This window comes from Pseudomonas sp. FSL R10-2964, assembly GCF_009600035.1.
GTDB classification, from domain to species: domain Bacteria; phylum Pseudomonadota; class Gammaproteobacteria; order Pseudomonadales; family Pseudomonadaceae; genus Aquipseudomonas; species Aquipseudomonas bubulae.
The window spans coordinates 1-19,008 of record NZ_WIWH01000058.1; the positions used below are offsets into that span (position 1 = coordinate 1).

Genomic DNA, 19,008 nt, shown 5'->3' on the forward strand with positions numbered 1-19,008 from the left:
CTGCTGGCGCAGTCGGTGCCGCCGGGGCAGCAGGTGCCGGTGGGGCGGGCTTGACCGGCTGCGGTTTTTGCACCGGCTTGGGCTTGACCACCGGTTTGGGTTTTTCTATGGGCTTGGGTTTTTCCACCGGTTTTGGCGGCTCCTTCACCGCATCTTCGTCCTCGGGTGGAGCTTCGGGTTCTGGCGGCGGCGGTGGCGGTGGCGGCTCTTCCACGGGTGGCGCCGGTGGTGCCGGGCTGGTCAGTTCGACGGTCATTTCCGGAATTTCGGGCGGCGTGACCACGGGCTCGGCCTTGGCCTGCTGCATGACCCACCAGGCGCCTGCGTGCAGCAGGGCAACCAGGCCCACCAGCAACAACGCCCGCGATGTAACCAGGCCTGCGGGTGTCGAGGTGTTGGCTACATGGGGAATATGGGTCCACTGCTGTACTCGTTCGGCGTCGAGCAGCGGGGCAGACCGCGTTTTATTCTTTACCTCGTCACTCATAAAAGTCCCTCGACTAAATGAAGGGCAATAAGGCTCCGTTCGCCCTTGCACGCAGGGACGAGAACTGTTTGTTTAACGGTTGTGTAATAAGTGCAGGAAAACACTTATTACGGTGTGTCAAAAGCGGGAGGGCAAGAATGTCATGTGTATTCCTTGTGTTGAATCAAGAGGTACGGTGTCTGGAGGTTTGTAAAGTTCCGTTAAGTTAGGTAAAGCAACAGCTATGCCAACAGCGCAGGAAATGTAGGGTGATGGCGGTTTATTTAATATGGGTGTGACAGGTTTCATCCAGAGTAATAGTGCAAGGGATAATGACGGGGCATGAACTAAGGCGTCGCACAAAGTAAGGGGCTTAGTTGAATGAATGATACGGCGCTATTGTCTGACAATCAGGCAATCGCAGGCGGGTGTAATAAAAGAGTGCACCAACGTGAACAGTGACTGCCAACTAACAGTGCAGTTGTCTGGTCCTATGGCTGGCAGGCTGGGAAGTGTGTGCCATCAGGGAGCGCACCCCCTCGATGTTACCGATGGCAAATAAAAAAGCACCGGCCAGCCGAATGTCGGTGGGCAGGTGCTTATAGGCAACTATCATCAAGTAATAACGTAAAACGTACCAGGCAGTTAGTGTTGCGGAAAAGCAACTGAATAATATGGGGGGAGGGGCTGTTACGCTTTTTCCGTGACTGGCAAGTCATCTTTCAGTTCATCTTGTTCACTCAACAATCCATCGGACTGATGTTGCCAAAGTCGGTAGTACAGGCCTTTACGTTCCAGTAGTTGGTGGTGAGTGCCATCTTCGGCAATATGCCCTTTGTCCAATACAACAATGCGATCGAGATGGGCGATAGTTGAAAGGCGATGAGCTACTACCAGTACGGTTTTGTCCGACATGATGTCGTCGAGGCTGTTCTGAATCAGACTTTCGGTTTCTGAATCAAGACTGGCGGTGGCTTCGTCCAGTATCAGGATGGGCGCGTTCTTTAACAGTGCCCGGGCAATAGCGATACGCTGGCGCTGACCACCGGACAACTTGACCCCGCGCTCACCGACCAGGGCGTCATACCCTTCGGGCATTTGCAGAATGAACTCATGGGCATGGGCGCGCTTGGCGGCCAGGATAATTTGTGCGTCACCGGCATGCACATCGCCATAGCCGATATTCTCGCGCAAGGATCGATGAAACAGTCCGGGCTCCTGGGGGATCAAGCCGATATGGGTGTGCAGCGACTGCTGGGTCATGGCCTGTATATCGATGCCGTCCACTTCAATTTTGCCACCCTGGGGATCGTACGAACGCAACAGCAAACTTAGCAACGTTGATTTGCCCGAGCCGGACAAACCGACAATACCCACCCGTTGCCCGGCCCGAATATCCAGGTTGAAGTGCTTGAAGATCGGCCTGTCGGGGCTATAGCCGAAGTTGACATCGCGAAAGCGGATGGCGCCTTTCTCGATATTGACGGGTTGGGCGCTGTGCTGATCGGGCATTTCATGGGGTTGCAGCAGGGTATCGATACTGCTCTCGATATTGCCGATGCACTCGAAAAAATGCATGAACTGCATGCTCAAAAAGCTGCATTGCGCCACGATCATCAGGCCCAGGGTGGCCACCATGACAAACTGGCCCACATCGATCTTGCCCAGATGCCACAAGTACAGCGCCAGGGCCACCAGCCCCACCCGCAACACAATGGCCAGGCTGTCCTGCAGCATGCGGACCTTTTCCTGATAGAAGAAGGAGCGTTGTCCGGCCTGTTTTTCCTCGATCTGGTAGCGTTTCAGGTAGTTGAGTTCGTAATCCTGACGGGCGAACAGACGGATGCTGTTGAGGTTGCCCACCGCATCGACAATCTTGCCGGTGGTCAGGCTGCGCGCGCTGGCATGCCTGGCGGCGAGTTTTTGTGCCTTGAGCGACAACCGATACGCCAGCCAGGTGTACGCCGCTACCCAGACCAGCAGGCCCAGGCCCAACCAGGGCGAAGCCAGGGTCAGCATGACCAGGCTGGTGACCAGCACCGCGACAATCGGCAGCATTTCCACGATCAGCAGCCAGGTGATTTCCAGCAGGCCGATGGTGCCTTCATTGATCCGGTGGGCCAGGCTACCGGCAAAGTGTTCACCGAAATAACGGGCCGAGTGACGCTGCAGATAGGCAAACATGTCGCGCACGATACGAATTTTCTGCAGGGGCCTGACCATGATCATGCACAGCGTGGCACCCCTGGCACATAGCAATTGCACCACTGCCAGGGCGAACAGCAGGCCCAGGGCGGGCAGGCTGGCCTGCAACAGGTCGCCTTGTTGCCAGGCGCCTTCACTGACCGCGCCGGTGATGCGGCCAATGGCGTAGGGCATCAACGTGGCAGCCATCGCCGCGCCGACTTGCAGCAGCGTAATACCCCAATACCAGCGCGGATACAGGCGGATGTAATGCCATACCAGGGCCCACGGCCGATTGGGAGGAACGGTTATAGCGTCAAATTCGGACATGACATACCTGTCTTGTAAACAATGCCAAAAGAGCCGCTTCTGCCGCACTTGCTTAAAGGGCGGCCAAGCAGGGGGTACGCAGAAAAACAGGAGGTGGCTATCCGTCGCCCGTATGCACAAGGCGGGGCTTCAGAGGCTGGGCAGACTAAGTGTCAGTGCCTGGACAGGCGTTCTGGCCGCGCAGGCGCAAGGCACAAAAATAGGGGGAATGCAGGGAGAGGGTTGGCGTGCACACATCAGACATCGTTGTTATTCCTTATGACAGCGGGTCATTGACGCGACTTTTGGTCGGTCTTTGCACTGAATATGGACGGCTATACCGCCCTTGTTCGCAACTGGTGCGGTTACACCCCCTGGAAGCTGTGATTCCAGAGAAAAAACTGCGAACGGCAAATAACAAGAAAAAAGTGTGCCAAGTTGTGTCTATCGAGCCAGAGGATTGTTTTTGCGGGAGCACCGTGGTGCCCCCCAATCGCGGGCAAGCCCGCTCCCACAGGATCTGCATCGTCCATGTGGGAGCGGGCTTGCCCGCGATTAAAGGCAACGCGGTCAGCCGGGATTGATCAGGCTCTGGCGACAATGCAGGGTCAGCCGGGCGCCGCCGCTCTCGCGGTTGTTCACCTCCAGGCTGAAGCCGTGCAGGTTGACGATGGCGGCGACGATGGACAGGCCAAGGCCAAAGCCGCTGTGCTTGTCATCAACCCGGTAAAAGCGCTGGAACACCGCCACCCGTTCGGCCTCGGGGATGCCGGGGCCGGTATCGAGCACTTCGATGAGCGGGCTGCCATTGTCGTCGGTCGCCCGCAGGATCACCTCACCGCCGGGCGGGGTGAACTTGATCGAATTGCTCAGCAGGTTGGACAGGGCTTCGAACAACAAGGCCCGATCGCCCGTGAGGGCAGGCAAGGCCGCTGGCGTTTCGAGCGTCAACGTCACCTGACCCTCTTCAGCCAGTGGCAGGTAAAAATCGTACAGCTCCTGCAACAGAGGCAACGGGTCGAGTTGCAGGAAACCGGAACGACGCTGATGATCTTCCAGTTCCGAGATGCGCAACAAACCGCGAAAGCGTGCCATCAGGGTGTCGGTTTCGCCGATCACTTCGTCCAGCTGCAACGCCTCGGCCGAGCCCTCGACGGCTTGCTGGCGCATCCGGTACAGCTGGGCGCGCAAGCGGGTGAGCGGGGTGCGCAAATCGTGGGCAATGTTGTCGCACACACCCTTGACCTCGTGCATCAGCAGTTCGATGCGATCGAGCATGGCGTTGACGATGGCGGCCAGCATGTCCAGTTCGTCACGGCGGTTGGACAGCGGCAGACGGTAGGTCAGGTCGCCTGCGACAATTGCTTCGGCACTGGCCTGAATCGACCGGATGCGCTGCAGCGGGCGGCGGCGCAACAAATGCCAGCCGGCAATACCGGGGATGATGGTCAGCGACACACCCCAGAACAGCGCATGCAGAATAATCCGCGTTACGGCAAACAATGAGCCGTTATCGCGCACCAGCACCAGCCAGCGCCCGTCATTGGTGTGCGTGGCTACGGCATCGCAGCTGTCTTGCGGTAGATTGGGGTCGTCGGAGTCAATGCAGGTGCTCAAGGCATGGATCTGCCCGTCCAGTGGCAACCCGGCAGGGATGGTCTGGATCGGGCCGCTCAACGGCCTGTGTTGCGCATCGAACAGGCCATAGGCATCCACTGTACGCAAATCGAACGTCATGCTGGTGGCCAGCGCTTCGTCGAGTTGCTCACCCTCAAAGCGAGCAAACAGGTGTTGGCGCTGCATCAGGGAGTGTCTGGCCAGGTTGCCCAGGTAGTCCGAGACTTCGTAATACAGCACTCCCATCAGGATGCAGCTCCAGGCCACAAACAGAAAACTGTACAGCGCCAGCAGCCGGCTGCTGGAAGAACGCCAGCCCTTAGAGGGGTTCGGCAATGACATAACCCGAGCCTCGAACAGTGCGAATCAGAGGCACCTGGCCCGGCGGATCGATTTTTTTGCGCAGACGACCGATGTGCACATCGATCAGGTTGGTGCCCGGGTCGAAGTGATAGCCCCAGACTTCCTCGAAAATCATCATGCGCGAGAGGATCTGCCCGGTGTTGCGCATCAGGAATTCCAGCAACTTGTACTCGGTGGGCAGCAGGCTCAGTTGTTGTTCGCTGCGGCTGGCTTCGCGGGTAATCAGGTTGAGCTCCAGGTCGGAGACGCGCAGCGAGGTTTCGTATTTGTCGGCCGGGCTTTTGCGCCGCAGCAGTACTTCCACGCGGGCCGCCATCTCATCGCTGGCAAAGGGTTTGGTCAGGTAGTCATCGCCCCCGGCCCGCAGGCCGCGCACGCGCTCATCGACATCGGAAAGGGCGCTGATCATCAGGATCGGTGTGCTCACGCCAATGGTGCGCAAGGTGGTGACAATCGCCAGGCCGTCCAGTTCGGGAAGCATGCGGTCGAGGGTGATCAGGTCGTAGTCGCCACTGACTGCGCGCACCAGACCTTCACGGCCATTGGCGACCCAATCGACCTCCAGGCCGTGGCTGGTCAGTTCCGCCACGATTTCTTTCGCCGTTACGGCATCGTCTTCAATGGTCAAAATACGGGTCATACCGCCACCTGATGGTCTTTTTTATCGGTGAGCACATTTTGCCTCGAAAAAGCTGAAACGTTTCTTAATATTTCTTCATGTTCAGCCAGCTGTTAGAAAAGTCAGATCTAAGGCCATTGCCCGGGGCTTTGGAGGAGGGCGGATTGGCTTCAATATTAAGTTACATATGCGGTATAACCCCACGTCGTTATTTTCCGGGACTCACTTTCCATGCAAACCCCTTCACAACGGCCGCTATGGCAGATCTACCTGATCTTCCTGGCGCCGATGGTCCTGTCCAATTTCCTGCAGAGCTTTTCCGGCACCCTCAACGGGATTTACGTTGGCCAGTTGCTGGGCACCCAGGCCTTGGCTGCGGTGTCGGGGATGTTTCCCATCGTGTTTTTCTTTATCGCCCTGGTCATCGGTCTGGGCGCCGGTGCCTCGGTGCTGATCGGACAGGCCTGGGGCGCGCGGGAAACCGCACTGGTCAAGCAGATCACCGGGGCAACCCTGACCCTTGGCGCGGTGATCGGCCTGGTTGCCGCGGTGCTGGGCAGCCTGCTGGCGCGCCCGGCCCTGCTGGCGTTGGGCACCCCGGTTGACGTGCTGGAAGAGGCCGTCGGCTATGCCCGGGTGATGATGCTGATCATGCCGTTGCTGCTGGTCTTTATCCTCTTTACCCAGATTTTGCGTGGGGTCAGCGATACGGTTTCGCCGTTGCTGGCGCTGATGGTCTCCACGGTGGTGGGGTTGCTGCTGACCCCTGCGCTGATCCTGGGCTGGGGCGGTTTGCCAACTTTGGGCATTCAAAGTGCGGCCTATGCAGGGCTGGTGGGTAACGTACTGGCCATGCTGTTTTTGGTCCTGCGCTTGCGTCATAAAAAACATGTGATGGCGCCTGACCGTGAACTGTGGGCCGCGCTGCGCCTGAACCGCGAGATCCTGGGCAAGGTGCTGCGCATCGGCTTGCCAACCGGGGTGCAGATGGTGGTGCTGTCGCTGTCCGAACTGGTGATTCTGGCGCTGGTCAACAGTCACGGCTCCCAGGCTACGGCGGCCTATGGCGCAGTGACCCAGATCGTCAATTATGTGCAGTTTCCGGCGCTGTCGATTGCCATTACCGCCTCGATCCTCGGGGCCCAGGCCATTGGTGCCGGACGCATCGAGCGTATCGGGCCGATCCTGCGCACTGGTTTGCTGATCAATCTGTGCCTGACCGGTGCCCTGGTGGTGCTCGGTTATGTGCTGTCGCACTGGTTGCTGGGCCTGTTCATCACCGATGTCGAGGCGCGGGTACGGGCTGAGCACTTGCTGCATATCATGCTGTGGAGCGTGCTGGTGTTTGGCTTCCAGGCAGTGATCGGCGGGATCATGCGGGCCAGTGGCGTGGTGCTGGTGCCGATGGCGATCACGATTTTTTGCGTGCTGTGCATCGAGCTGCCAGCGGCTTATATGCTGGATGCGCACTTTGGCCTGCAAGGCGTATGGATGGCGTTCCCGGTGACCTATGTGGCCATGCTGGTGCTACAGACGGCTTATTACCGACTCGTGTGGCGGCATAAGCAGATACAACGGCTGGTTTGAGTTGTGGCCAAGCCGGATACCGGGTCTATATCCGGCGCTACCGGCATCCATGCCGGTTCGGCGAGCCTGCCCGCAAAGCGCTTTCAGCCCATAACGTGACACCGCACCCGCTGGTGCTCGCCGCCGCGCATCACCTGTGGTTGCTTGCAGCCTTCACGGCTGGCGCTGCAACGCTCGAGAAAGAAACAGCCTTCGGGCAGTTTGCGGTTGCCCGGCAGTTCGGTGGGCGCCGCTACCTGCTCGGCCAGCAAGGGCACACCCAGGCGCGGTACCGCTTCAAACAACAGGCGCGTATAGGGATGGAGCGGTTGATCGAGCACCTGGGCGGCGTTGCCCAGTTCGACGATTTGCCCCAGATACATCACCGCCACGCGGTCGGCCATATGGCGTACCACCGATACGTTATGGGAAATCAGTATGTAGGTGAGGTTGCGCGCCTGCTGCAGTTCGGCCAGCAGGTTGAGGATTTGCGCCTGCACCGAGATATCCAGTGCAGATGTTGGCTCATCGAGAACGATAATGTCCGGGTCTGATGACAGTGCCCGGGCAATTGCGATGCGCTGACGTTGCCCGCCGGAAAACTGGTGGGCGAAACGGTCCAGATATTCCGGACGAATGCCCACTTGAGCCGCCACTTTGGCGGCAATGCTGCGCATTTGTTCGCGCGAGCGCATGCCGCGGGCGTACAGCGGTTCGGTGATGATGCGCCAGATCGGCAGGCGCGGGTTGAGCGACGATTGCGGGTCCTGGAACACGATCTGCACGTTGCTGCTGCCTTCGCCCTTGCTGCCGTTGGCCCAGCTCAGTTCGCCGCTGCTGGGTTTGAGCAGGCCCATGAGCAATTGTGCCAGGGTGCTTTTACCGCAACCCGACTCGCCGACGATGCCCAGGGTTTCACCGGCCCGTACCTGCAAGTCGATGCCATTGAGTGCGTGGGCATAGCCCCGGGGACGTCCCAGCCAGTCGTTGCTGACAGGGAAGCGCACGCGCACATCGGCAAGTTTCAGAATCTCGGGGCCGCTCTGCTTGACGGGGTAGATCAGTGCGCTGTTCATTGCGAAAGCTCCTGTTGCGGCAACCAGCACGCGGTTTTGCGTTGTTCGTCACGGTTGATGGCGGTGAGCACCGGGCGTTCACCGCACACCGGCATGGCATGCACGCAGCGTTCGGCGAACGTGCAGCCGGTGGGCAGGCGTGCCAGGTTGGGTACTTGCCCGGGGATGGTCAGCAGCGGTTGCCCCGGCTCGACCATCTCCGGCAGGCCGCTGAGCAGGCCACGGGTGTAAGGGTGTTGCGGGTGGCTCATGACATCGGCGGTGAGCCCCTGTTCCACCACCGCGCCGGTGTACATCACGTAGACCCGGTCGCAGAACTGTGACACCAGCGCCATGTCATGGGTAATCAGGAGAATGGCGGTGCCTTTTTGTCGGGCCTTTTCGCGCAGCAACAGCAGCACCTGGCGTTGCACGGTCACATCCAGCGCAGTGGTGGGTTCGTCGGCGATCAGCAGTTGTGGCTCACAAGAGAAAGCCAGGGCAATCATCACCCGCTGGCGCATGCCCCCCGACAGCTCGAAGGGGTAGCTTTCCAGCACCTGCTCGGGGCTGGCGATATGCATGTCGCGCAGCAGGGCGACAGCCTTGGCATGGGCCGCGGCAGCACTGATTTTCTGGTGGTGGATGATGACATCGAGCATTTGCCGGCCGATGCGGCGGGTCGGGTTCAGGGCGGTCATGGGCTCCTGGAAGATCATCGCCGCATCGCGGCCACGAATTTTCAGCAGGTCCTTTTCAGGGGCGCTGAGCATGTCGCGGTTGAGCATGCTCAGGCTGCCGGAGGTGATGCGATAGCTGCGCTCGGGCAGCAGGCGCATGCTCAGCATGGCGGTCACCGATTTGCCCGAGCCGGACTCGCCGACCACACCGACAATCTCGCCGGGGTTGACGTGCAGCGACACGCCGTTCAACGCCTTGACGCTGCTCTTGTAGGCCGGGAACTCAAGGCTCAGGTTGTCGATGGCCAGTACCGGTTGCGAGTGAGTCATGGTCATTTCCCCTGTTGCCGCGGATCGAGCAGATCGCGCACGCCATCGCCCAGCAAGTTGAAACCGGTGGCGGTGATCAGGATCGCCAGCCCCGGAAAGGTCGAGTACCACCAGTTGTCGAGGATGTAATTGCGCCCCGTGGCGACCATCGCGCCCCATTCCGCCGTGGGCTGTTGCGCGCCCAGGCCGATAAAGCCCAGGGCCGAAGCCATGAGAATGGCGCTACCGATGTCCAAGCTCAGTTGCACCAGCAAGGGTGGCATGGCGTTGCGCGCCACATGCCAGTGGACCATGTGCCAGCGTTGGGCACCGAAGGTTTCGGCGGCTTTCACGTAGCCCATCTGGCGAATGCCAAGGGCCTGGCCGCGGGCCAGGCGAACATAGGACGGAATCCGCACCAGGGTGATGGCCAGCATGGCGTTGAACAGGCTGGCGCCCAGTGCGGCGGCCAGGGCCATTATCAACACCAGCGACGGCACCGACAGCATGATGTCCATCAGGCGCATGGTAAGGGCATCGAAGCGTCCGCCTATTACACCGGAAAAACAGCCCAGCAGGCCGCCGATAAAGCATGAGGCAAAGGCCACGAACAGACCGACACCCACCGATTGCTGGCTGCCGTACAGTACCCGGCTGAACAGGTCGCGGCCCACTTCATCAGTGCCGAACCAGTGCTCGGCGGAAGGCGGCGCCAGGCGCTCGGCAAGGTTCAGGGCATTGGGGTCATGGCTGGCCAGCCAGGGGGCGAAAATCATGCACATCACCACCATCAGGGTGATCAGCAGGCCTGCCATGGTCAGCGGGCTGCGGCGGATCTGCCAGGTCAGGTAAGTGAATTTTTCACGCCATTGCGGGCGCGGTATTGCGGTCAAAGGCACGGACATTTCAATTCACCTCGCCGATGCGCGGGTCGATCACGCGGTACAGCAGATCGATGGCCATGTTCAGCAGTACATAGATAAACGACACCAGAATGGCGAAGCCCATCACCGCCGGGAAATCCAGGGACTGGATCGACTTGACCACATAGGCACCCATGCCCGGCCAGGCAAATACTGTTTCGGTCAGGACTGCACCGTAGAGCAGGTCGCCGAGGGTCAGCCCGAGCACCGTGACCGAAGGGATCAGTGCGTTGGGCAAGGCGTGGCGCAGGATCACGGTCCATTTCGACAAGCCATAGGCGCGGGCGGTGCGGATATAGTCCTCGCCCAGCTGGTCGAGCATGGCAGAACGAATTTGCCTCGAGATAACCCCAAGGGTCACAAAGCCCAGGGTGGCTGCAGGCAGGATCAGGTGCTTGAGTGCATCGACAAACAGGCTGAAGTTACCCGCCAGTAATGCGTCAATCAGGTAGAAGCCGGTAATTGTCGACGGTGGCGTCAGACCTTCGGACAAACGCCCGCCGCCAGGCAGCCAGCCGAGGTGGCCGTAAAACAGCACGATGGCGCCCAGGCCCAACCAGAACGCCGGGGTCGAGATGCCGGTCACGGCCAGTGTGCGGGCGATCTGGTCAATGGCACGATTGTGATAGACCGCCGACAGCACACCCAGCGGCACGCCGACCAGGATGGCCAGAAACAGCGCCACCAGTGCCAGTTCCAGGGTGGCCGGGAAGAACGCCTGCAAGTCTTCCAGCACCGGACGATTGGTGCGGATCGAGGTGCCCAGGTCGCCCTGCACCAGGTCGAGCACGTAACGGCCGTATTGCTGGTACAGCGGCAAATCCAGGCCCAGTTGATGACGGATGCCGGCCACCAGCGCATCGCTGGCCCGGTCACCGGCGATCAGCCGGGCAGGGTCGCCGGGAATCAGGTGGGAAATGGTAAAGGTAATCAGCGAGACACCGAACACGACCAGTAACAGGCCAAGCAGGCGCTTGCGCAACAACGTCAGGAAGGCCATAGGGCACCTCAGTCACTCTAACGACAGAAATCCACAACCGTGCGCGCCATTGCCGGCGCGCACGCAGCAGCAGCTTTACTTGCTCATGCTGCCCAGGTTGAACACTTGCTCAAGCATGGGATTGAACACATAGCCTTTGACTGAATCACGCATTGGCAGGGTGTAGCTCTTTTGAAAGAGGTAAACGTAAGCGCTGTCGGCGAGCACTTGTTTTTGCGCCTGCTGGTACAGCTCGGTGCGCTTGCCCGTGTCGCTGGTGGTTGCCGCTTCACGGATAAGGGTGTCGACCTGGGGGTTGCTGTAGAACGAGCGGTTGCCCTGCAGACCCTGCATTTTTGAGTCGAACCAGAAGTTCATGAACATGTAGGGGTCGGCGAAGTCCGGGCTCCAGGTGCCGACGGCGATGTCATAGTCGGCCTGGCCGACACGTTCGCGCAGGGTGGCGTTGGCGGTCTTTTCCAGCTTGAGGTTGATGCCCAGGGGCATCAGCGCGGCTTGCAGGGTCAGGCCGATCGGTTCCCAGTTGGCGTCCTTGTCCGAGTACATGTAGCTCAGGTTGGTGATTTTCTTCGGCACTTTGACCAGGCTCTCGGCGGCGGCCTGCATGTCCTGTTTCATGGCGGGCAGCGAGCTGTCGTAGGCCCACATGCCGTCCGGGATCGGCCCGTTGAGCAATTCGGCCTTGCCCTTGAGAATACCCTTGACGATACCGTTGTAGTCCACGGCCTCGGTGATGGCCCGGCGCGCATCGACGTTGGTCAACGGGCCCTGCTTGTTGTTCAGGTACAGGTAGGTGACCCGCAGCGACGGGTATTCCTTGACCACCACGCCTGGTTTGCTGGCCAGTGAACCGAGCTGGTCTTCAGGCATGTCTTCGATGATGTCCAGGTCACCGCGCTCCAGTTGCAGGCGGCGTACCGAAGGCTCGGCGATGATTTTCAGTACCACGGTTTTCAACGCCGGCTTGGCCCCGGCGTAGTGGGGGTTGGGTTCCATGGTCAGGGACTGGCCTTTCTGCCAGCTGGCCAGGCGGTATGGGCCCGAGCCTGCGGTATGGCTGGAGAGCCAGGCGTTGGCTTCAGCGCCCTTGTTGGCCACCAGCGGGTTGACGATGGACGCGCCATTGTGGGCCAGGGTAAACAGGAACGGTGCGAACGGGGTTTTGAGGGTAAAGCGGACGGTTTGCGGATCAACTACTGCGACCACCATGTCTTCCGGGAATGCACCCGACGGCCCTTGCTTGAGGGTCATCAGGCGATCGAAGGAAAACTTGACGGCGTTGGCGTCGACTTCGGTGCCGTCATCGAACTTGTTGCCGGTTTTGAGCTTGAACTCCCAGACCAGGTTGTCCGGCGACACAGTCCAGCTCTCGGCCAGGTCACCCTGGACTTCGGTGCTGCTTTTTTCGCCGTCGGTCTTGTAGCCCACCAGTCGCTGGTACGACGGGTAGGTGATGGTCCAGTCGTTGTTGTCGAAGGTCACGGCCGGGTCCAGGGTCTGCGGGTCGGCAGGCTTGCCGATAATCAGCGTGTCCTGAGCGGTGGCCGCGGTTGCGGCTTGCCAGGCCCCTAGGCTCAGGGCGGCGCAGAGCAGGCCAGGCAGCAGTGAGCGGGTACGTGAAGCGGTGGTGCGGGTCACGGTATCAGTGAGGGTCATGCCGGTTTCCTTCAACATTTGATGTCTGGAAGTAGGTTTATTTTTGGAATCTATAACCGGGCAGTAGCAGGTCAAGCAGGTGTGCAGCGTTTTCTTGTTGTCTTCAAACAGTGGCGCTGGCCTCGAAACTCTGTGGTTTCGTGGGCCGTATCATTCGTTGATCAGGGGGTAGTCGTCGGCGTTGGGCAACTCGTAATGCCACCACTCAGTGGCAATTGCGTGGAACCCGGCGATCAGCATGATGCCCAGCAGCAGCAGGCGATTGCGCTGCACGTTGACCGGCAGGTCGGGGTAGAACTGATGGGACTGGTCTTGCATCGCGTCAAAGGCGGTGCCCATGTCCAGCGGCTGGCCGTCGCTGTCCACCAGGGTCAGGTCCACGGCGACGCCGCGGCTGTGATGGGAGCCCAGGTGCGGGTCGCGCACGTAGTCGCCATTGGGCAGGGCTTCCCATAACAAAAACTGTGCATAGGGCGGTCGGTAGGCGTCATAGATACGCAGGGTAAAACCCGCCAGGCTGGCCAGCTCGACGGCCTTGCGCAAGCACTGGGCGGCATCGCGATGCAGCTGGCAGCGGGCGTTGGGGTAGATCACTTTGCCGGCCAGGTTGTCGGCGGTGGCATAGATCATCTCGATCTGTACCTGGTACTGCTCGGCATCGATATCAACGAGCGGGCTCGGGCTTGCAACGCTTTGGTTCACACAAACACTCCAGTGCTGTTTTGTTTTGGGCGAGGGGCTCAGCCTTCGAACTGGCCGAAAGCTTTTTGCAACTGACGGTTTTTGGCCAGGCGTGCATCCAGATGCTCGCCGTATTTTTCCGCGACGGCCGACACCAACAGGTTAAGCAGGCACGCCAGGGGGGCCGGTGAATCCCAGAACTGGCCAACATCGGTCTTGATCTGCAACAGATCCAGGGTCGGGTAGTCACGGGCCCAGGGGCACTGCAGATCGGTGATCAGGGCCAGCGGTAAATCGTTGTCGATAGCGGCGTCACAGAAGGTCTGGGTGACGCTGGAATAGGCGCGAAAATCGGCAATGATCGCGTAGGGGTTGGCAAAGCCGGAGTTCAGGGTTTCGGCATAGATGCCGGAAAGGCCGTCAACGTAATAGACCTTGGGGCGGATGTATTCGAGGTGGCTGTGAAACGCGGTGAGAATCCCGCGGGTGGACTGGATGCCGAGGATAAACACCGCATCGGCTTGATGAATGCGCTGCACGATACCGGCAAAAGCGTCGCTGCGCGCCAGGCCGTAAACCTGCTGGATGGCCTCGACTTCGCGGTGCATGGAGCGTTCGAGGGCATCGTCGTTGGTGTTTTCGGCGCGAAAGGCGCCGATGCGGTCGGTGATCAGCCAGGAGCCGGGTGCGTCACCGCGCAGGCTCTGCTTGACCTCATCGAGGTTCTGATAACCCAGCGAGCGCAAGAACCGGCCTACGGAAATGCCGCTGGTGCTGGCCTGCTGGGCAATGCTGTCGGCAGACTCGAACGGCAACTGCTGCGGATTGCCCAGCAAGTAACTGGCGATGCGCTTGCCGGTGGGGGTCAGGTTGGAGAACTCATGTTCCAGCAACTGAAGAAAACTGTTCTTTTCCGGGGACATAGGAGCACGCCAAGCATGTGATTGTTATCGGCGTGTCATTTTCTCGCCTTCTGTTAGCAACATAACATTTGTTTTCGAAACAACACAATGTCTTTTCTGCGGGTTGCGTTTTTTCAGCAATGGCGTGTTTTTAACGGTTGCAACGAGCACCCTCGGGGCTCGCCTGGCAGTCAGAGCGCGATGCCCCTTTCATGCCAGGCCATGTGGCCAAGATGGCGAGCTTGTTCAAAGGTTTTGACTTGCTGGCTTTGCCCGGCGTGCCGAGCACCGCCATGGCGATTGATGTTCGCGAGGTGTGGGTGGGTGAGAAGGACATCGTTGTGCGCCCGCGGTACTCAGTCACACCACGGCTGGAACCTCACAGATTTGCCAGCGATCAGCCTGCCAGCCTGCCAGGTGAGGGGGATGCGGGTGGGGTTGCAAATGACGGGGGTTTTTCGCCGGAGATGGTCGTCTGTTGCAGGAAATGGCCAGGCACTAACAGGCGTAATGTTGTTAGTCTGAACTGTGGGAGCTACTTTGCTCCCACAGAGGACTAAGGTTGCAGATGCGCTCAAGGTTTGACTGCTGTGGTTGTGCCCGGCAACGTTTTTAACGTTGCTACCAATGCCGGATCAAAGTACGCCACGTCCAGCCAGTAGGTTTTACCCAGCAACTGGCCAGCTCCATACCAGGGAATATGGTTGTAGCTCAGGTTCAAACCGTTGTAGTCGTACTCAAATGAATGTCCGCTGCTGGAGGTAAACTTGAAACCGGTGTCAGAGTATTCCTTCAACGTATACTGATCATTCTTGGCGTTGGTATATAACTCCTTGACCCGCTGCAAGTACCCGGGGGCAATGATTGTAAACAGGCTTTTGGCACGCTGGTTGTATTGATCCAGGGTCAAGCCTGGGGTCTGTGCCAATTGACTTGCAATAAGGGCAAATACGTCTGCATCGGACTTGGCGATTGCCAATTGTACCCGTAGGTAGGTGTTCAGTTTTTGTGGGTCTATATGCATCGTTCTCGGGTGTCTTTCCCGCGTTTGTTCGTTAACCGTTTCAACCATGAAATCGCTGGTTCTTGGCAGCACCATTGGCGAAGTTGCAATGTAGGCTGCGCATGCGGTCGCCCGGTGAGACATGTCCGGATCCACCAGCAATGATAATGGATCGCCCTTTGCTGGCGTTATGCTCAGATCGACACCCTGTTTTTTCAAGGTTTCAGCAACTTGATGCGCGGTACTTTCACCGCGAGCCATTGCGCAGACATGGTGCATCATCACATCGTTACGCTGCCCTTCGACCATGGGAACCATCCCCATGACTGCCCTCTGGATTATTGGCAGTGCCGGGAGCATTACGCCATGCGGCTCCCTGTTGGCGAAAATTTGTGGAGCGCCGTCGCAGCCTGCCATCAGCGCCAATGAGATAACCCATCCGGTTGTTTTGAGCAATGACATGGTATTCGCCCTGTTTTTTTGGATTAACGCCCCGGCACCAATGGAGCCGTGCCGGGGCGGCAGTGACGGGTGTTGACCGTCGTTGGTAACTGCTTCAGTTCATGCTCACCACTGGTAGCCCACACCGACACCGACCCCAAAATTGCCCTGGGTAGTGGTACTGGCCTGGAGCTTGGCCACCCAGTGGCCGTTATCGGAGACTCTCGACACGCCGAACGACAGCGCTCCTTGCCCACGATAGGTGGCAGCGCCCAAAGCTGTCATGCTGGCGCCAGCAACGTAAGGCTGTGGCAGGCTGGCCATGGCCATGGCCCCGGCGATCCCTGCGCTCAAGACACGGTCCTGTTTCTTCAGGTCGCTATTGAGCTGCGAGAAACGTTGGTCGGTGTAGTTGTTGGCATTGTTGGTGGTGTTCGCCGAAATGCTGTTGAGTTGATCGAAATTCACCGCATCGGTGCCCTGGGTTGCTGCCGCGACATGGGTGATCTGCCGTTCGCTGCCTGCTGCCCCTACCGAAACGCTGTTGTCGCGAGTGGCTGTCGAGTTAGCACCCAGTGCGACGCTGTTTGTAGCTGTAGCTGTAGCTGTTGCTCCGTTGCCCACCGCGACTGCTTGCTCCCCGCCGGACTTGGCACTGGTACCAATGGCCGTGCTTTTGTGGCCGGAAGCTTGCGAGCCGGCACCGCCCGCCACCGCATCGGTACCTGTGGCCGCAGGCGTGGGCAATGCACTGGTGTTATTGACCTGGAACATGCCTTCCGTTCCGTTCTTGATATTAGTGACGTCGTTAAGGACCTGTGAGACATTCCCGCCTATGTTGTTGACCGCCGTATCGGTGTACTGATTGGCCTGTGTTATGGCACCGCCAAGCTGGCTGACATTGACTGCATCGTTGGGTGCAGAACCTGCTGCTACACCGGTAATCTGGCGACTGCCCTGCGCAGTACCTACCCCGACTTCCCCCACGGATGTTTGCAATGTAGTCAGGCCCGTAGCGGTGTATCCCGCCTGTGCGCCGACGGTAGTGATCGAACCCGAGCCCAGGGCAACGCTTGATGCATGACTGGCTACAGCCCCGGCTCCCAGCGCTACTGACTGTTCACCTTGGGCCTGGGCCTGGGTACCGATGGCAACCCCGGAAGCCATCAACACCTGGCTGTTACCGCCCAATGCAATCCCGCCAGTTGCCGCCTGGCTGACCACGGCGTTGTTACCCATCCCTATACCGTTGTCAGCATTGACGACAGTTGCAGGCCCTACGGCGATGGCGTTCTGGCCTATAGCCAATGAGTCCTGCGGGTTAACAGAATTGGCGTGGAAGAACATGCTGCCGGTGGAACTGAGTGAGCCGACGGCTCCGCCCAATTGACGCAGGGTCACGGCATCCTGGGCACTGGTCCCGTCCGCCAGATTGATCAGTTGACGATATTGACCGGCTGAACCCAGCGAGAGCGCACCCAACAATGTTGCATCCGTCGTGTCGTAGGCTAAGGTGCTGCTGCCTGCCGGGATGGCGCCGCTTGCCGGTGCGATGGCACGGTCCGATACCGATCCCTGCCCCAATGCAACCCCTCCGTTTACCGATACGCTGGCCAGATTACCCAGTGCCACGCTACCCGTAGAGCTTGCCAGAGCTCCGGCACCGGCGGCGAAGGATTGAGCAGCACTGGCCTGTGCTTGAGGACCGATAGCGATGCTGTCCAGGCCTGTGGCCGCGCTGTCAGCAAGGGTTGAACTGGTGTGGAAGTACTTGATGCCTGCGCCGCTATTGAAACTGTTGATCGCGGTTGTATTGCCGGCGATATTAGTGGTGTTTGTGGTGACCTGTTGATTGGTGGCGAACAGTTGGCTGCCGTTGATGGCATCGGTACTGGTGCCGCTGATCTGACCAGCAGCCACATTGGTGATTTGCCGTTCTGCCCCGACACTGCCGACGCTGACCACGCTGCCCGGTGTGGCACCGGCAAAAGTGTAAGTGACACCGCCGATGGTTGCCCCGCTGGTGCCGACTGCTGCGGCAGTAGTGCTGTTGGCGCCGAGAGCAACGGCACCGGCGTTACTGGATGTTGCGCCGGAGCCCAGAGCCAGCCCTTGTGTTGCGCCTACAGCCACTGTGGCCGCATCACCCAGGGCAATGGAACCTGCCTCGTTGGCCTGGGAGAGATTACCCAGGGCCACGCTGCCTTGACCATTGGCGGTGTTGTCGGCGCCCATGGCGACTGCGCCGGTACCTGTTGCAGTGTTGGGATCACCGATGGCCACGGCGCCGTTACCGGTTGCGATATTGCCTGCGCCGATGGACACGGCTTTGCCCCCTGTAGCCTGTGCCGAGGTGCCGATGGCTACTGCATCTGCAGAGTTGGCTAGCGAGCCGTTACCCAGCGACACAGAACCGGCTGCGCTGGCACTTGCCCCCGAATCGGCTGCCAGGGAGTTGCCGCCGCTGGCGGTGGTGTTGGCACCGAGGGCGATATCCGAGGCATTGAGGGCCTGGGCATTTGCTCCTGCCGCTGTGGCATCCGAACCTGTCGCCGACGAGTCGGCCAGTGTTGAGTTAGTGTGGAAGTACTTGATACCTCCACCGCTGTTGAGAGTGTTGATTGCGGTTGTATTGTTGGCGATATTGGTGGTGTTGGCGGTGACCTGTTGATTGGTGGCGAACAGTTGGCTGCCGTTGATGGCATCGGTACTGGTGCCGCTGACCTGACCAGCAGCCACATTGGTGATTTGCCGTTCTGCGCCAACGCTGCCGACACTGACCACGCTGGCGGGTGCTGCCCCGGCAAAGGTGTAAGCGACGCCGCCGATGGTTGCCCCCGTGGTGGCGACTGCCGCCGCCGTGGTGCTGTTGGCGCCGAGTGCAACGGCACCGGCGTTACTGGATGTGGCACCGTTACCCAGGGACACCGCTCCGGCTGCGGTGGCACTTGCCCCCGAACCGGCCGCCAGGGAGTTGCCGCCGCTGGCTGTGGTGTTGGCACCAAGCGCGATATCCGAGGCATTGAGGGCCTGGGCATTTGCTCCCGTCGCTGTGGCATCCACACCTGTCGCTGAGGAGTCGGCCAGTGTTGAGTTGGTGTGGAAGTACTTGATGCCTCCACCGCTATTGAGGGTGTTGATCGCGGTTGTATTGCTGGCGATATTGGTGGTGTTGGTGGTGACCTGTTGATTGGTGGCGAACAGTTGGCTGCCGTTGATGGCATCGGTACTGGT

At 59.6% G+C, this 19,008-nt stretch carries 13 protein-coding genes and 1 pseudogene; 1 reads left to right on the forward strand and 13 read right to left on the reverse strand.

Annotated features, from left to right (window positions below; translation table 11 throughout):
* The 4 genes and pseudogenes from GHN92_RS22480 to GHN92_RS22495 all read right to left on the reverse strand — a co-directional run.
* Positions 1–487: pseudogene (locus GHN92_RS22480) on the reverse strand (energy transducer TonB); the annotation flags it as partial.
* Positions 488–1,156: 669 nt separating this feature from the next.
* Positions 1,157–2,980 carry an ABC transporter ATP-binding protein gene (locus tag GHN92_RS22485; protein ID WP_153381185.1) on the reverse strand — a complete coding sequence of 608 codons (1,824 nt, stop codon included), beginning with the start codon at positions 2,978–2,980 and terminating at the stop codon, positions 1,157–1,159.
* Positions 2,981–3,529: 549 nt separating this feature from the next.
* Positions 3,530–4,918 carry a HAMP domain-containing sensor histidine kinase gene (locus tag GHN92_RS22490; protein WP_153381187.1) on the reverse strand — a complete coding sequence of 463 codons (1,389 nt, stop codon included), beginning with the start codon at positions 4,916–4,918 and terminating at the stop codon, positions 3,530–3,532.
* On the reverse strand, positions 4,896–5,579 hold the full coding sequence (locus GHN92_RS22495) for a response regulator transcription factor (RefSeq protein WP_016780653.1): 684 nt from the start codon (positions 5,577–5,579) through the stop codon (positions 4,896–4,898). The genes GHN92_RS22490 and GHN92_RS22495 overlap by 23 nt, the downstream gene beginning before the upstream one ends.
* A gap of 210 nt (positions 5,580–5,789) precedes the next feature.
* Here GHN92_RS22495 and GHN92_RS22500 point away from each other — a divergent pair, with 210 nt between their 5' ends.
* Complete coding sequence (locus GHN92_RS22500) at positions 5,790–7,145, forward strand: MATE family efflux transporter (protein ID WP_095023736.1); 1,356 nt, start codon at positions 5,790–5,792, stop codon at positions 7,143–7,145.
* A gap of 83 nt (positions 7,146–7,228) precedes the next feature.
* Here the strand turns inward: GHN92_RS22500 and GHN92_RS22505 are convergent, their stop codons facing one another.
* From GHN92_RS22505 to GHN92_RS24360, 9 genes are all read right to left on the reverse strand, one after another.
* Positions 7,229–8,200, reverse strand: a complete 972-nt coding sequence (locus GHN92_RS22505; RefSeq protein ID WP_153381189.1) for an ABC transporter ATP-binding protein — start codon at positions 8,198–8,200, stop codon at positions 7,229–7,231.
* The gene (locus tag GHN92_RS22510) at positions 8,197–9,189 is read right to left on the reverse strand and encodes an ABC transporter ATP-binding protein (RefSeq protein WP_095002835.1); all 993 of its coding nucleotides are present in this window, start codon (positions 9,187–9,189) and stop codon (positions 8,197–8,199) included. The genes GHN92_RS22505 and GHN92_RS22510 overlap by 4 nt, the downstream gene beginning before the upstream one ends.
* A gap of 2 nt (positions 9,190–9,191) precedes the next feature.
* Positions 9,192–10,073 (reverse strand): D,D-dipeptide ABC transporter permease, encoded by an 882-nt coding sequence (gene ddpC, locus GHN92_RS22515; protein ID WP_153381191.1) that lies wholly within the window; start codon positions 10,071–10,073, stop codon positions 9,192–9,194.
* A 1-nt stretch (position 10,074) separates the two neighbouring features.
* Entirely contained in the window at positions 10,075–11,091 is a 1,017-nt protein-coding gene (locus GHN92_RS22520) for an ABC transporter permease (RefSeq protein ID WP_095002833.1), read from the reverse strand.
* 75 nt (positions 11,092–11,166) lie between these two features.
* On the reverse strand, positions 11,167–12,747 hold the full coding sequence (locus GHN92_RS22525; protein ID WP_153381193.1) for an ABC transporter substrate-binding protein: 1,581 nt from the start codon (positions 12,745–12,747) through the stop codon (positions 11,167–11,169).
* 150 nt (positions 12,748–12,897) lie between these two features.
* Positions 12,898–13,449 (reverse strand): D-alanyl-D-alanine dipeptidase, encoded by a 552-nt coding sequence (ddpX, locus tag GHN92_RS22530; RefSeq protein WP_095002831.1) that lies wholly within the window; start codon positions 13,447–13,449, stop codon positions 12,898–12,900.
* A gap of 38 nt (positions 13,450–13,487) precedes the next feature.
* Positions 13,488–14,351: a MurR/RpiR family transcriptional regulator gene (locus GHN92_RS22535; RefSeq protein ID WP_095002830.1), complete on the reverse strand. Its 864-nt coding sequence runs from the start codon at positions 14,349–14,351 to the stop codon at positions 13,488–13,490.
* Between the two features lie 553 nt (positions 14,352–14,904).
* Entirely contained in the window at positions 14,905–15,795 is an 891-nt protein-coding gene (locus GHN92_RS22540) for a hypothetical protein (protein WP_095002828.1), read from the reverse strand.
* A 105-nt stretch (positions 15,796–15,900) separates the two neighbouring features.
* Positions 15,901–19,008, reverse strand: a 3,108-nt coding sequence (locus GHN92_RS24360) for a YadA-like family protein (protein ID WP_153381194.1), incomplete at its 5' end; no start/stop codon positions are given.